We start from the raw sequence: 15,153 nt of genomic DNA, 5'->3' as shown, positions 1-15,153 counted from the left end.
TCCGCCACGACAACCACCCCATGGATTCAAGCATTTCTTAATCAATGGCCATCAGCGTACAGCGGCGGGAGGATCCGGCACATGCTCTCCACCTTCAGTGGGCTGCCCCGCACAGCCTGGATCGTCTTCGCGGGCACGATCGTCAACCGGCTCGGTTTCATGGTCACCCCCTTCCTGGTCTACTACCTGGGATCGCGCGGGATCAGCACCTCCGACGTCCCCTACGTGCTGGGCGCCCTGGGGGCCGGCAACCTGGTCGGCCCGCTCCTCGGCGGTTTCCTGGCCGACCGCAGCGGCCGGCGCGCGACGATGGTCATCGGTCTGGTCGGTGTCGCCGCCTCGCACGGCCTGCTGTTCGTCGCCCCGAACCTGCTGAGCCTCATGCTCACGGCCGCGCTCCTGAGCGTCACCGGCAGCCTCGTCGGTCCGGCCGCCTCCGCGCTGGTCGCCGACGCGGTCGACAAGGACCGGCGCCGGGCCGCGTTCTCGCTGGTCCACTGGGCGGTGAACATCGGCACCGCGGGCGCCGGCATGCTCGGCGGGTTCCTGGCCACGAAGGGCTACTGGCTGCTGTTCACGGTGGACGCGGCGACCTCGCTCGTCTACGCGGTGATCGCGGCCACGATGCTGCCCCGGGGCACCGGCCCGAAGGCGGCCGGTCCCCAGGCCGGCGCCGGCGGGGCCGGTTACGGCGTGGTCTACCGGGACCGTCTGATGCGGGCCCTGCTGCCCCTGTTCGCCACCTCCGTCGCGATCTACTGCCTGATCGAGGCGAGCCTGCCGCTCGCCATCCGCGACGACGGCCTCTCCCCCACCGTCCTCGGCCTGATGTTCGCGCTCAACGCCGCGCTGGTCGTCATACTGCAGCCGATCGCGACGGCCGTGCTCGCCGACGTGAAGCCGCTGCCGGTCTACGTCTCGGCCAGCGTCCTGGTTGCCCTCGGCGTCGCGCTGACCGGTGTCGCCGACACCCCCTGGGCGTACGCCGGTACGGTGGCCCTGTGGTCCCTCGGCGAGGCGTCCCTCGGGGGCCTGCACTCGTCGATCATCCAGAGCATCGCCCCGGAGGACGCACGGGCCCGCTACCAGGGAGCCTTCCAGTGGTCCTGCGGCATCGCCCGGTTCACCGCGCTGACCGCCGGCACCGCGGTGTACGCCCACGCCGGTCCCGCCGTCCTCTGGTGGATCGCCGCCGTGGCGGGCGTGGCGGCCTCCCTCACGGTCGGCGCCCTCGGCCCCATGATCAACCGCCGGCACGCCGCCATCGAACTGGCCGCCGCGTCGGACTCCGCGCCCGTCGCCGGCTGAACCACCGAAAAGGAACAGCAATGCCTGAAGCACAACCGAGGAAGAGGGTCGTCCACCGCGGGCGGGTCCTGCGGACCGAGCGGATCGCACCCGCGATGGTCCGGATCGTCCTGCACGGCGAAGGGCTCCGTGAGTTCAGCGCCGGGCGGTTCACCGACCACTACGTCAAGATGCACTTCCCGCCGCCGGGCGTGGAGTACGCCGACCCCACCGACATCCCCGCGATCCGCCGCGACCACCCGAGGGAGGAATGGCCGCGGACCCGGACGTACAGCGTGCGCGGTTGGGACGCCGAGACCGGGCAGCTGACCATCGACTTCGTGGTCCACGGCACGGCCGGCGTGGCGGGCCCCTGGGCGGCGGCGGCCCAACCGGGCGACGAGGTGGTCTTCTCGGGCCCGGGCGGCGGCTACGCCCCGGACGCCGAGGCCGACTGGCACCTGCTCGCCGGGGACGAGAGCGCCCTGCCCGCCATCGCGGCGGCCCTGGAGGCCATGCCCGCGGACGCCGTGGTGCATGCGTTCGTCGAGGTGGACGGCCCGGCGGACGAGCAGCCGCTCGTCTCGCCGGCCCGGGTGGAGACGACCTGGCTGCACCGGGGGGCGCGGCCCGTCGGCGAGGCCCTGGTCGAGGCGGTGACGGGACTGGAGTTCCCCGCCGGAACGCCGCAGGTCTTCGTGCACGGCGAGGCGCACTTCGTCCGGGAGCTGCGCCGGTACCTGCGGGTCGATCGCGCTCTCGCGCCCGCTTCGCTGTCGGTGTCCGGCTACTGGCGCAGGGGCGCGGACGAGGAGGCGTGGCAGGCCACCAAGGGCGAGTGGAACAGCGATCCCGTACCCGCCACCGGCTGACCGACGGCGCCGGAGTCCGCACGGCCGGGGGAGCCCGTCACACGAGCCGTCGTGTGCGCGGGCGGCGCCTCCGTGCACACGACGACGGGGCCCGCCCCCGGGTGGGGGCGGGCCCCGCGGGCCGTGTGGGTCATCGCCGTGGCGGCGGTACGGACGGGCGACGCCGGGCGGGTCAGGAGGAGGCGACCTGCCAGATGAAGCAGTCGGCGACCTTGCGCGGTTCCTGGTCGAGCAGGGCCGTCAGCGTGCCGCGCAGCTCGGGGGCGCGGTCCTGGGTCACGGGAAGGACGATCAGGCCCGCCTTCCAGTGGGCGAGGTCCGCACGGGCCTGGTCCCGCATCGACGGGGGGATCTCCGAGGGGCCGTCCGCGCCCCAGCGAACGTCGCGCAGCAGGTCGGACAGCATGCGCGGCTTCGCGCCGTAGATCCCGACGCGGTCGGGGCCGTCCGGGCCGTTGAAGTAGCCTCCGGCCAGCTTGAAGCCGAAGCCGGTACCGCTCTGCCAGCGCAGCGCGGCCGCGGAGCCGGGGTCGGGGAGCGGCACCGGGACGAGGGAGCGGCCGTCCTCCAGGTAGTCCTTGTAGTGGCCCTCGGCGATGAACGCCGGCACGGGCTCGCGGTCCGCGGTGACGAGCGGGAGCGGCAGGATCGGCACGAGCGCGGCGGCCACGGCCAGGTATCCGACGACGCGGTGCTCGCGGGCCCGCAGGCCCCCGATCCGGTCGAGGGCCAGGGCGATCAGCATGCCGAAGACCGGCGCGCACACCATCGCCACCCGGCCCTCGATGACCGATTCGAGCAGGGGCAGGTGCCGCAGCAGCGCCCAGGGGGCGGGCAGGGTGACGTCGAACTTCTCGATGCGGACCTGCGGGCCGAGGGAGAGCACGGCCGCGGCGAGGGCGGTGAAGCCGAGGGCGCGGACGACGGGCCGGCGCCACAGCCAGAGGGTGATCCCGGCGGCCAGGGCGAGCAGCGGCCAGCCGTAGAAGGCGTTCTGCTCGGTGGTGTTCAGCGAGAGCTTGCCGGCCGTCTCGGCGTCGCCGAACAGCGAGCGGGCCGAGTACTCGGCCAGGGCGCCCAGCGGGTTGCCGGCCCCGCCCTCGCCGTGCAGCACGGAGTGGTAGCTCTGCGGCCCGAAGAACTGCCAGGCCAGGGGGAAGGCCACCAGCGGCACGGAGACGATCGCGGCGATCGCCAGTCCCTCGCCCAGCGGCCGGACGGCCGCGCGGGCGGCCTCGCGGTCGTACAGCGCGAAGACGAGGGCGAAGATCAGCATGCCCATCGCCGCCAGCAGGAACGGCTCCTCGCCCAGGAAGACCTGGTAGGCGGAGAACAGTCCCAGCAGGATGCCGTCACGGACGACGTTCCTGCCCTCGCAGAGCCTCAGGGCCCGGTCGATGATGACCGGGATCATGAAGAGGACGACGAAGTTCGGGTGCGCGTTCGCGTGCGAGACCATCGGCGGCGCGAAGGCCGCCAGGGCCCCGCCGACGGCCGCCGCCCAGCGTTTCTCCGTCAGCCGCCGGTGGATCAGCCAGTACCAGGCCCAGGCCGTCGCGGCGATGCCGAGGGTGAACACCAGGGCGAGGGTGATCGTGGGGCCGAAGAGCAGCGTGACGGGGGTGAGCGGCACGGACAGGCCGAGCATCACCGTGTTGCCCATCAGGTTCACGCCGTCGGGCATGTTCTGGAAGTCGGTGAACAGTGGATTCCGCAGGTGCGCGACATTGTCCGCGGTGACCCCGAAGAACCATTCCCACTGGTTCTGGTCCTGGAGGGAATGGGCCAGGATCGCCCCGTCCGGATCCGCCCACAACCCCTTGTAGAGGAAGAAGGCGGCGAACAGGTACAGCGCGGCCACGAGGATGCCGTGGGCATTGAGGCGGACCAGTTCGCCGAGGGTGCGCACGTAGTCCGGGAACCGGACCTTGGAGCCGTCCTGGTGGGCCCAGCGGACGGGTACCTCGGCCACGGGCCACCCCTTGCGTCGGAAGTACTGGAGGATCTCCACGTCGATGGCCCAGCCGTCGAGTCGGGAGGCGCCGAAGGCGGCGCGGGCCTGGTCTCCGTCGAACAGCTTGAATCCGCATTGGGTGTCGCGGATGCCGCGGACGGCCACCAGCCGGATGACGCGGTTGCCGGTCCAGCCGAGCACCTCGCGCAGCGCGCTCTGCTGCCGCTCCACGGTGGAGTCGCGGTGCGCGCGCGAGCCGATGGCGGCGGCGAGCCGCGGGTCGTCGGCGAGCGTCTTCTCCAGCCCGGCCAGTTCCTCCATCGGCGTCGACAGGTCCGCGTCCATGACCAGGACCCGGCGGCCCAGCGAGGTGCCCACGCCGAGGCGCAGCGCGCTGCCCTTGCCCTTGTTCTCCTCGGACCGGACGAGCCGGATCCGGTGCTCCTGCACGCCGGCCTTCAGCGCGATGGCGGTGGTCCGGTCCGGGGAACCGTCGTCGACGACGATGACCTCCCAGTCCTCCGGGCCGCTGCCGACGTGCGCGTCGAGGTAGGCCCGGACCTCCTCCAGGGTCGGAGCGAGACGCTCCTCCTCCAGGTAGGCCGGGATGACCACGGACAGGCCGACGGACCCCGGTCCCTGGTCGACGGGTTGACCCGTGATGGTCGCACCACGAGGCCTGAGTCTGTCGTTCTGCACGTGCAAGCCATTCGTCGAGTTGTCCCGTTCCACCGGGAGATGCACGGCGACCGCGCGGGTGACGGGTCCGAAGCCACTGCGTGCGTCCGCCGCGGAGACGGCGCGGGGAATGGCCCTCGGACCACGCCGACCGTTCCGGTCTTCATGACGGTGCCGGGTCTACCCCGCGGTGTGACGCATCGTCCCCCCTCGGAGCGACTCCGGCTGTCTGTTCTTCGCAGCGGAACGGGCGGACAGCCCGACCAATATAGATCAGCCCTCGCAGGGGCCACCCACGCGTCGTGGCCTTCGGGTGCCGGTGCGCCGTCGACGCGCGCCGGGAACGGGGCCCGCCGGGGCCGGGACGGGCGGGTCGGGCCGTGAGGCGTTCCTCACGGCCCGACCCGCCCGACGACGGCGGCCCCGGCGCGGCGACGGCTCAGGCGAGCCCGTCCGGGGACCGCTGTCCGCGCCTGCGGTCCACGACCGCCGGCAGCTTGCCGCTCGTCGGGGTGCGGAACAGCGCCGCCCCGTCGACCGCCTCGACCGTGAAGTCGAGCAGCTTCTCCTCGACCGCCGAGCGCACCTCCGGGTAGGCGGCGAGGAAGGCCTCGCGCGCGGTGTCCGGGTCGAGCGCGCGGGACCGCTCCATCCGCAGGGTGATCCCCTCGCGGGTGGTCCCGCTCGTCAGGACGGTCTGCATCTCGCCGGCGTGACCCAGGTGCTCCGCCGCGATGGCGACGAAGCGGCGGTGGTTCAGGAAGTACGTCGCCACGCGCATCACCTCGCCCAGCCGGCCGAGCAGTTCGAAGCGCGGGGCGTGGCTGCCGCAGGGGCAGCGCCCGGGCAGCGCCCGTCCGAGGTCGCCGATGACGTACCGGTCGAGGTGCTGGCCGCGGCGGGCTCGGGTGGTGAAGACGAGCCGGCCGGTCTCCCCCGATGCCACGGGGCGGTCGGTGTCGACCTCGACGATCTCCAGGGTGTGGAGGTCGGCGTGCAGGTGGTGGACGCCGCCGGTGCTGCGCGTGCACTGGTAGCCGAGGGGGCCGAGGTCGGTGCTGCCGTAGGTGATGGAGTGGACGACCTCGATGCCGAACGTGTCGGTCAGGACGCGGCGCTGTTCGTCGGTGAAGTGCTCGCCGCCGTAATAGATCTTGCGGAGGCCGCCGTAGGAGCGCAGGAGGTCGGCCTCCTCGTGCAGGAGCTGCCAGAGGTAGGAGGGCATCCCGAAGAGGGTGTCGACCTCGTACGCGACGATCATCTCGGCGGTGGCCCGGTGGTCGGGGCCCGCGGCCATCGGCATCTGGACGCCGCCCAGGCGTTCCAGGATGGAGAAGAAGCTGATGAACCCGCCGTACATGCCGCCGCAGTAGAAGAGGTTGGCGGTGCGGTCGCGCGCCGGGTCGTAGCCGGCGGCGAGCAGACCGCGGGCGGCGGCCCGCATCTGCGTGTCGTAGTCCTCGTACGTGAAGAGCGACAGGGCGGGCGCGCCGGTGCTGCCCCCGCTGCGGAAGTACAGCTCGGCGTCGGCCCGGTCGACGCCGCGGTTGAGGTCCCGGACGTCGTTCTTGTCGAGCAGGGGCCCGGCGGGCCGGGGGAAGTCGACCGGGCGGGCGAGGTCGTCGAGGCAGGCGGTGGCGGCGAAGCGTTCGTCGGCCTGGACCGAGACGCGGCGGCTGTAGCGCTGGAGGGCGTAGACGCCGTCGTGCGGTTCCCCGGAGTAGCCGGCGGTCATGGCGCCGACGGGCGTGACCCGGGTGACTCCGGCGGCCAGGACCAGGGCGGAGAGTTCCGCGATGTCGGTGCGGCTGCCGGCGACGCCCGCCGTCTGGAGGTAGCGGCGCATGGGGCGCAGCGTCGCCATGAGGTGCTTGCGGGGCAGCGGCTTGACCCAGACGCTGCGGTGCAGGGGGGAGGCGGTGAGGGCCGGTCGGATGTCGGCCATGACGCGCCAGGTGCGGTCGGGGGCGGCGAGGACGCGGGTGAAGCCGAGGTGTTCCTCCAGGCGGGCGAGGTGCTCGGTCGTGGTCAGTTCCGCGTACTCGGCCGGGTCGAGTTCCTGGTCGGCGGGCGCGGGCCGGGCGGCGAGGGCCGCGGCGAGCCGGTCGCAGAACGCGTGGAGTTCGCCGGTGTCCTCGGTGTCGAGGTAGACGACCTGGGGGCTGGAGCAGGCCTGCTGCTCGAAGAGGCAGATGTCCTCGGCCAGGGCGTCCAGGGTCGCCCCGTCGGCCCAGGCGTCCCGGGTGAGGTAGGCGAAGGAGATCTTGTGTCCCCATTCGACGAGCCGGCAGCCGGCCGGCACGTGGGCGGCGACGCCCGCCACGGCGGACTCGCCGCCCCAGACCGCGACGGCGTCCGCGGGGGCGCACATCAGGCGCAGCCAGTCCTGGCGGGAGGAGGGGAAGCGCAGCACGATGACGCGTTCGGCGAGGGCGCCGGTCGGGTCCTGCGCGACGAGCTCGGCGAGGAGGTGCGGGGCGAGGAGGGTGTCGGTGCCGCTGGTCTTGAGGACGTTCACGTTGCCCGCGAGGAGGCCCTCGACCACGCTGAGCGGGGCGACGGTGGCCGCGTTGCCGGGGGCGATGTGGGCGACCAGGCCGACGGGCGCCCAGGCCTCGTACACCGTCTCCTTGGCGTCGGGGCGGTTCAGCCGCTGCGGGGCGGCGCCGCCCAGTTCGCGCCGGAGTTTGCGGGTGAGGGCGCTCCGGTCGAGGAACGCGGCGAGTTCGGCGTACAGCGCGGCGGCGTCCTCGGCGTCGCCCGCGGGCAGGTGGGGTGCCAGCCGGTCCCGGACGGCGTGGCCGGGGTCGCGCAGGGCCGCCGCGAGGGCGTCGCAGGCCGCCAGGACGGTCTCGGTGTCGAGGGGCTCGGCGAGCGCGGCCTCGACGGCGGCGGGCAGCGCGGCCAGTCGGTCGGCGGCCTCGTCGTCGCCGATGAAGGCGCCCTGCCAGTAGTGGTGGTTGATGGTGTCGGTCATGACATTCCCTTCATCAGTTCGGCGGCGGCCACGGCGCAGCTGCGGTTGCGGCTGACTCCGGCGCGACCGTGGATGGTGAACCACGGGGTGGTCAGCTCGCAGCCGCACTCCTCGCCCGGGTGGAGCGAGGCGAGGTCGCCCATGACGACGCTCTGTGCCGGTACGGAGGTGATGTACGGGGACACCAGGTGGAGGTAGCCGCGTTCGCCGTACGGGAGGGGTTCGAGGGTGCGGGTGGAACGGATGAACACGCGGGACCAGACGGGTGCGTGGAGGTTGTGCCGCGCGCACTCGATGTACGGGACGCAGTGCTCGACGGAGCCGAAGGTGTCCCGGATCCGCTCGGACGGCACGCCCAACTGTTCGGTGACACGGGCGTACAGCTCGTCCTTGCCGATCCGGCGGTCGGCGTGGCCCTTCCAGCCGCCGCCGAGGATGATCAGCGAGCCCTCGGGCAGTCGCAGCGGTGCCAGCCCCATGGCGCGCATCCGTTCCAGGGTGAACCAGAGGAACGCGGGGAAGCCGAGGATGCGGACCGGGACGTCGTCCTCGGCGAAGCGGCGCAGCGCGGCGACGCAGCCGAAGGGGTCGAACTCGTGCCCGTTGCCGGTGTCGCGCAGGGCGTACTCGACCTGCCGGGCCGGGGCGAAGTCGCACAGGTAGTTGTCGGTGAACGAGGTGCCCAGGTTGAGGTCGCGGGCGGGCTCGTAGCTGTAGAGGAGGTAGTTGACCGGCTGGTCGGGGGTGATCCAGCCGTTGTGGTCGAAGATGCGGGCGACCATGCGCTGGGCGGAGCGGATCGTCCACTCGTCGAAGAACATCTGCGACTTCTGTCCGGTGGTGCCGGAGGAGGTCAGGTGCAGGTGGACGTCGTCGCGGGGGATGGAGAGGACCTCGTGGCGCTTGAAGAAGTTCGCGTGCACCAGGGGTGCCGCGTACGGGGTGCCGGGCGCGTCCGTGGCGTGGAGGTCGCCGTCGTGGCGGTCGCCGTCGTGGCGGTTCGCGTCCAGGAGGTCGGCGTCCTGGAGGCTGCGGAAGAACGGGGACCGGTCCCGGTGCCAGGCGTTGATCTCCGCCATGGCCGCGGCGAACAGTTCCTCCTCGGCGGGACCGCAGGTGTAGGGATCGCTCAGGTCGCAGAGTTGCTGCAGTCGGGCGAGGGCCGCGGCGTCGGGGACGTCGACGGGGGCGAGATGGGGGTTCGAGCCAGTCATGGGGCGACCTCACGTGAGGGCAGATGCGCCGACGCCCAGGCCGACACATAGGAATCGAGGAAGGGTTGGAGCGGCGGGTCGACGACCACGCCGCGGAAGTCGATGTGCTCGGTGGTGCGGGACATCACCACGTAGTCGTGGAAGCCGTCCCCGTCCCGGCGCATGGCCGGGTACACGGCCCCGGCGATGAAGCCCTGGGCGGCGAAGGCGGACAGCGCGGCGTGGTGTTCGAGGGGCACGAGGGCCTCGACGTAGCCGGCCCCGGCGCGGGTGAGGGTACGGGTGACCGGCTCCAGCCACCCCGCGGCGGCGGCCGGGTCGGGGTGGGCGGCGACCAGGGCGCAGTAGCCCCCGGTGCGGTTGAGGTAGGCGTACACCTCGAAGTCGCCGTCGGCGGGGGTGAGCAGGATGTTCGGGGTGTGCAGCGGGTAGAACCAGCGGCCGCCGTCGGGGAAGTGCGCGTGGAAGCGGCGGCGGACGAACGCGGGTGCCTCGATCACTTCCAGGGGCGCGGCGGCCGGCCCGGCGGGCAGTGGCGTCGGCGCCGTGGGCCGGGCGTCCGCGTAGCTGATGCCGAGGCTCGCCCCGGCGGTGCGCAGGAGCGGCGCCAGGAGGGCGGGTACCTCGGCGACGGGGACCCGGCGGTCCAACACCCCCGGAGAGTGACGCGCGTAGAGCGCGAGGCTTTCCCGGCTGCCGAGATCGACCGCGTTGGGCAGGATGCCGAGCGGGCGGAAACCGTGCCGGGCGACGACCCGTTGGGGTCCGGCGCTGACGGTGCGGACGGTGGCGTACACCGAGTCGAGGGTCCCGGCGTCGAGGGTGGCGGAGCACAGGGCCTCGGTCAGTCGCCCGGCGAGCCCCGAGCCGCGCTGGTCCGGGTGGACGGCGAGCCCTTCGAGGCGGCCGATGCGGGTGCCGGCCTCGCCGTGGATCGCGGCGGATCCGGCGAGGGCGCCGGTACGGGGGCAGCGGGCGACGAGCCAGAGGGTGTGCGGGTCGCGGATGAGCCGGGACATCTCGGCGGGGTCGGTGCCCAACGCCGTGGGGTAGTGCGGTCCGTAGACGGCGTAGTACAGCTGACGCAGGTCGGCGATGTCCGTCGGCGCGGCCTGCTCGATGACGGCGCTCATCGGGTGCCTCCGGCGGAGGGCGCGGAAGCCGGCGCCGGGTGTGCGGCGGGCTTGTCGGCGGGCGCGGTGACGGGGGCGTCGGCGGGCCGGGCGGCGGGCACGTCGGTGGGCCGGGCATCGGCGGGCCGGGCGGCGTCGACGGCGTGGCCCTCGGGCGCGTCCGTGGTGTGGCCCTCGGGCGCGTCGGCGGCGTGGGCGTCGGGCGCGTCCGGTGTGCGGTGGCGTCCGGGCAGCAGGAGGAGGGCGAGGGCGGCGGGCACCAGACCGGCGGCCTGGATCAGGCACAGCGTCCGCGCGGAGAGGTGGTCGCCCAGCAGTCCGAACAGCAGCGAGGCGACCGGGAAGGTCGCTCCGAGCACGGCCTGCATGACGGCGAAGAAGGCCGGCTTGTCGGCGGCCGGGACCAGGCGCTGGAACAGGGCCACGAAGCGGACGCCGATCACCCCGACGCACCAGCCCGTCACCAGGAGCGCGCCGGCGATGACGGGCCGGGCCGCGATCAGGCCGGGGACGGCGAGGGCGACGGCCATCGCGCCCAGGCAGGCGGAGCCGACGACCGTGGGACGGCCGGGCACCCGGGCTCCGGTGAAGGAGCCGATGAGCGTGCCCAGGCCGAGGGACGCCTCCAGGAGGGACACGGTGGCGCCGTCGCCGTGCAGGACCGTCGCGGTGTAGAGCGGCATGACGACGAAGACGGCGGTGGTGAAGAGGTTGGCCGCGGTGAAGCAGAGCAGGATGGCGCGGACGTACGGCAGCCGGCCCAGGATCCGTCGCAGCGTCCGGCGCGGGGCGGGATCGGCGGCGGCCGTTTCGGCGTCGAGGTCGGCGCCGGCATCCGCGTCGGCGGAGGGCTCCTCGGCCGAGGCCGGGGTGCGGAAGCGGACGGTCGTGATGAGCACCGCGGCCGTGCCGTAGGCGAGGGCGCAGCCCGCCGCGAGGCCGGCCACGCCGGCCCCGTCCACGACGAGGGCGCCGAGCAGGGCTCCGCCCAGGCTCGCGAGGGACTGGGTGGACAGTTCGAAGCCGGTCGCGGCCTCGATGTCCTCGTCGTCGACGAGTTCGGGTACGGAGGTGGTCAGGCACGGGTCGAAGAAGGCCTGGCAGGTCGCCAGGGCCAGGGCCGCCGCGTAGACCGCGACGACCGGCAGGTCGCTCAGGGCGGCCCAGCCGGCGAGTGCCGCGGCGGCCGTCCCCGCGCCGGCGGCCGCGCCGCGCAGCAGCGAGCGGTGGGAGCGGCGGGCGATGGCGCGGGCCACGAGCGGGGCGAGGGCCACCGCGGGCAGGGTGCTGAGGGCCATGAGCATGCCGGCGGCGAATCCACCGTCGCCGGAGGCCACGTGGCCGATGAGCCACCAGGAGGTACCGACCTGGAACATGCGCGTCCCGGCCTGGGTGAGCACCTGGCCCAGCCATACGGTGCCGAAGGCGCGGTTGCGCAGGACGAGCGGGGGTCGGCGGCCGGGGGCCGCCGTCGGGGTGCTCATGCGGTCGGCCTCTCGTCGAGGACGCGGACGAGTTTGCCGGAGCGGGAGTTGACGACGAGGTCGCGGTGGCGGGTCCATTCGACGCCGAGGGGGTGGACGAATCCCGTGGCGACGCTGTCGAGGTAGAGCGGCCTGGCGGTGTTCAGTCCCTCGACGATCTCCTTGGCCAGGACGTCCCGTGCGCCCGGATCGTGTTCGGGGGCGGTGGCCAGGCGCAGGATCAGGCCGTCGCGCCCCTCCCAGCGGCGTACGACGAGTTGCGTGCCCGTGACGAGGCCCTCGGTGTCGGCTTCGGCGACGGCGCTCAGGGCGTCGTCCCAGTACAGCGAGACGGGCCCGACGCGTACGCCTTCCTCGGCGCGGCCCAGGATGCGGAACGCGCCGCCTTCGGTGTCGGTCCACTCGGCGCGGTCGCCGGCGGGGTAGCGGATGACGGGCATGAGGCTGCGGAAGAGTTGGGTGACGACGACGCGGCCGGGCCTGCCGGCCTCGCGGATCGGTTCGTCGGTCGTCTCGTCGAGGATCTCCACGACGGTGTGCGGGGTGAAGGGCCGGTGCGTGCGCGTGTCCGGGCCGGCGACGGGCCTGCCGAGGAGACCGCCGTCGACGCTGGCGTAGCCGAGCGAGCGGGGCACGGCGTTGGGGAAGGCGCCCGCGAGGAGTCTGCGCTGGTCGGAGAAGAGCGCCTCGCCCCCGAAGAACAGGAGTTCCACCTGCGGGAGTCGGCGGCCGGTCGACGTCAGGTGCTCGGCGAGCCGGCACAGGGTGGTCGGGGTGCCGGCGACGACGTGGGCGCCGAAGTCCTGGAGGGAGGTGACCGTCGACTCCAGGGGCGCTCCGCCGCCGATGGGCAGGCGGACGTTGGCGACGGGGGCGTGGGCGAGGGAGTCGAGGACGAACAGGAAGCTCGCGTACAGCTCACCGGCGTAGAACAGGTCGGCCACCCGGTGACCGGGTCGCAGGCCCGCGTCGACGAGGCCGGCGCCGAACGCGGTGACGAACTCGCTCCACTCCTCCCGGGTGTAGCAGGAGAAGCGCGGGGTGCCGGTGGTGCCGCCCGTCTTGTAGACGACGGCTTCGGCGAGGGGGGCGGTCAGCACCCGGTTGTCGTGCAGGGTATTGGCGGCCCAGAACGCGTTCTGATCCACCACGGGCAGATCGGTGAGGCTGTTCACCTCGGGTGGCAGGTCTGCGTAGAGGTCGGCGTAGAAAGGGGAGCAGTCTCGGGCGAAACGCACGAGGTCGGAAAACCGCTGGACGGGCATGCTGCCTTTACCTGGAAGACGGAGTGGAAAGGGAAAGGAAACAGGCGGCTTCCACGGCGTGACGGTCCCCCGACCTCATCTGTTGATTAATCAACAATGCACGTGTGCCCTGTAGTTCGAAGGCGCTGGCCACACCTGATCCCGTCTCACATCATGGAACACGGGGAACGCACCACCAAATCGATGGCATGTACGACCGGGGCGCAAAAGCGGACTTCCGGCCCGCCTGGCCGAAATCGCGGCGCGGGAGAAAGGGCTTCGGCGCTGCCGCGAGAGCGGTTCCGGGGCCTTTGGAGCCCGTGAATGCGGGGCTCGGGTCACGCGTGGCGTGTGGCGAGGTTCTCACGCGGCGAGAACGGCGGCGGGCGTGAATGAGGCCGATATCAGCGCTTTCCGGCCCTCCCCCCGCATCGATATTCCGATGCCGGAATATTCCCGACCCTCGGGCTCGGGGGGCGAAAGGGGCGCCGCGGGTCGGACGCCCCGTCGAGCACGGGGCCCTGGACGGCCCGAACGAGGGCCGTTGCAGACTGGGCCCCATGGACTCAGGACTCGCCGCACTGCTCGGCGCCGCCGTCGGCGCCGCCACCACGCTGGGGGCCGCGATCGTGAACGGCCGGGCCCAGGCGCGGTCCCAGCTCGCCCAGTGGAGCCGCCAACACCGTCGCGACGCGTACGCGGGCTACCTCGGCGCGCTCCACGACCGTGACATCGCCATGGACGCCGTCCTGGAAGCGCTGCGCTCCGACCAACCCGACCTGCCCGACGTCGACGAGAAGACCGGCCGGTTCATCACCCTGGCCCGCGAGGTCCACCGCGCCGGCGAGGTCGTCATCCTCGAAGGGCCGGAGTCCCTCGCGGAGACCGCCGAGCGCGTCACCCGCGCCTCCGGTGAACTCTCCCAGGTCATGCGACAGATGGCCGAGAAGGCCCGCGCCGGCGACACCGGCGGCCGGGCCGAGGACGCCGCACGTGCCGCCGAGCGGGAGCGGCTCCTCTACGAGGCGGTCAAGGACTTCCGGGTTGCGGCCCGCAACACCATCGGGGCGAACGACTGACCCAAGGCTCCGGCGCCTCAGGCGTCCGCGACGTCTCCGGTCTCTCGGGCGACCGCGTGCCCCGGGTTCTCGGCCGCGGCGGCGACGGAGAGGAGGTCCGCCTCCCGGCCGCGGCGGGCCACCAGGTGGAGGCCGACGGGCTCGCCGTCGGGGGTGAGACCGGCGGGGATGCTGATGGCGGGATGACCGCTGATGTTGAACGTCCAGGTCAGTGCCACGCTCAGGGTGTCGCCCGGGCCGTCGTGGCCGTGGGGGGCGTTGGGGGTGGTGGGGGTCGCCAGGAGGTCGACCTCCGCGAAGACGCGGTCGAGGGCCCGCGCGAGCGCGGCCCGGGTCCGCGCGACGCGTTCCGCGTCCGCCGGGGCGTGTCCGCGCAGGCTCCGCCAACACGCGGCGGGATCGACGAGGAGCACCGGTACGTCGACGGGCTCGGTCGCCCCGGCGCGGGACAGGTCGTGGAGGAAGGCCCGGGCGCGCTCCGCGATGTCGGGCCGGGTCGCGGCGACTCCCAGGTCCGGGGACCATGCCGTGCGCAGGGGCCGTGTGGGGGCCGCGAGGGCACGGGACGCGGTGGTCGTCCCGGTGAGCGCGTCCAGGTACACGGCGGCGTCCGCCGCGTGGCGGGCCAGCGGGCCGGCGATGTTCAGGCCGGCGCGGTCGCGGGCGGGCACGAGGCCGTTGGTGGGCTTGAGTCCGATGACCCCGCACCAGGCCGCCGGGATGCGCACGGATCCGGCCCCGTCGCTTCCGGTGGCCAGGGGCACCATCCCGGCGGCGACCGCGACGGCCGATCCCGCGCTGGAGCCGCCCGGACTCCACCTCGGGTCGTGGGGGTTGAGGGTCACGCCGCGATCGGTGGCGCCCCAGGTCTGCCAGCGGGTGCCCGGGCCGGGGGTGGAGGTGGCGCCCACGGGTACGCAGCCCGCCGCGATCAGCCGGGCGCTCTGGAACGAGTCGGGCCCCTCGGTGCCCTTGACCCCCAGGGGCACCCCGGCCAGCGGGAGCCGGTGGCCCTCCCGCACCCGGCGGTCGACCGCCGCCGCGTGCTCGGCGGCCTCGCGCGGCCACAGTGCGGTGAAGGCCCGCAGCCCGGTGTCGTCGCGGGCGATCCGGGCGAGGGCGTCCGCCGCGGCCTCCCGCGCGGTCAGCCGGCCGGCGTTGACCTCGCGGGCGATCGCGCACGCGGACAGCTCTCCGTGGTCCCTCATCCGCTCCCCTTCCGATCCGCTCG

The 15,153-nt window shown here is 73.5% G+C and carries 10 protein-coding genes; 3 read left to right on the top strand and 7 right to left on the bottom strand.

The genetic code is table 11. The features are described from left to right. The first annotated feature begins 81 nt into the window (after window positions 1–81). Window positions 82–1,308, top strand: coding sequence for an MFS transporter (locus OG906_RS36855; protein ID WP_267799743.1), 1,227 nt, complete (start codon window positions 82–84; stop codon window positions 1,306–1,308). Between the two features lie 20 nt (window positions 1,309–1,328). Further along, window positions 1,329–2,159 (top strand): siderophore-interacting protein, encoded by an 831-nt coding sequence (locus OG906_RS36850; protein ID WP_329448672.1) that lies wholly within the window; start codon window positions 1,329–1,331, stop codon window positions 2,157–2,159. Between the two features lie 172 nt (window positions 2,160–2,331). Here OG906_RS36850 and OG906_RS36845 read toward each other — a convergent pair whose 3' ends face one another. The 6 genes from OG906_RS36845 to OG906_RS36820 form a co-directional block, all read right to left on the bottom strand. Further along, window positions 2,332–4,812 carry a dolichyl-phosphate beta-glucosyltransferase gene (locus OG906_RS36845; RefSeq protein ID WP_443067485.1) on the bottom strand — a complete coding sequence of 827 codons (2,481 nt, stop codon included), beginning with the start codon at window positions 4,810–4,812 and terminating at the stop codon, window positions 2,332–2,334. 418 nt (window positions 4,813–5,230) lie between these two features. After that, window positions 5,231–7,768 (bottom strand): acyl-CoA reductase, encoded by a 2,538-nt coding sequence (locus OG906_RS36840; RefSeq protein ID WP_329448671.1) that lies wholly within the window; start codon window positions 7,766–7,768, stop codon window positions 5,231–5,233. Then, window positions 7,765–8,982 carry a LuxE/PaaK family acyltransferase gene (locus tag OG906_RS36835; RefSeq protein WP_329448670.1) on the bottom strand — a complete coding sequence of 406 codons (1,218 nt, stop codon included), beginning with the start codon at window positions 8,980–8,982 and terminating at the stop codon, window positions 7,765–7,767. The genes OG906_RS36840 and OG906_RS36835 overlap by 4 nt, the downstream gene beginning before the upstream one ends. After that, a complete protein-coding gene (locus OG906_RS36830; RefSeq protein WP_329448669.1) occupies window positions 8,979–10,115 on the bottom strand; it encodes a GNAT family N-acetyltransferase in 1,137 nt (378 codons plus the stop codon). Before OG906_RS36830 ends, OG906_RS36835 begins: the two co-directional genes overlap by 4 nt. Continuing rightward, window positions 10,112–11,599: an MFS transporter gene (locus OG906_RS36825; protein ID WP_329448668.1), complete on the bottom strand. Its 1,488-nt coding sequence runs from the start codon at window positions 11,597–11,599 to the stop codon at window positions 10,112–10,114. Before OG906_RS36825 ends, OG906_RS36830 begins: the two co-directional genes overlap by 4 nt. Next, window positions 11,596–12,864 carry a phenylacetate--CoA ligase family protein gene (locus OG906_RS36820; protein WP_329448667.1) on the bottom strand — a complete coding sequence of 423 codons (1,269 nt, stop codon included), beginning with the start codon at window positions 12,862–12,864 and terminating at the stop codon, window positions 11,596–11,598. The genes OG906_RS36825 and OG906_RS36820 overlap by 4 nt, the downstream gene beginning before the upstream one ends. A gap of 539 nt (window positions 12,865–13,403) precedes the next feature. Here OG906_RS36820 and OG906_RS36815 point away from each other — a divergent pair. Further along, on the top strand, window positions 13,404–13,922 hold the full coding sequence (locus OG906_RS36815; protein ID WP_329448666.1) for a proline dehydrogenase: 519 nt from the start codon (window positions 13,404–13,406) through the stop codon (window positions 13,920–13,922). Between the two features lie 17 nt (window positions 13,923–13,939). Here the strand turns inward: OG906_RS36815 and OG906_RS36810 are convergent, their stop codons facing one another. Then, window positions 13,940–15,130, bottom strand: coding sequence for an amidase (locus tag OG906_RS36810; RefSeq protein WP_329448665.1), 1,191 nt, complete (start codon window positions 15,128–15,130; stop codon window positions 13,940–13,942). Window positions 15,131–15,153: the final 23 nt, after the last annotated feature.

Origin of the sequence: Streptomyces sp. NBC_01426, from assembly GCF_036231985.1 — a bacterium.
GTDB lineage: Bacteria > Actinomycetota > Actinomycetes > Streptomycetales > Streptomycetaceae > Streptomyces.
Note: the sequence above shows the minus strand (reverse complement) of the source record. Positions and strands in the feature narration are given on the sequence as shown.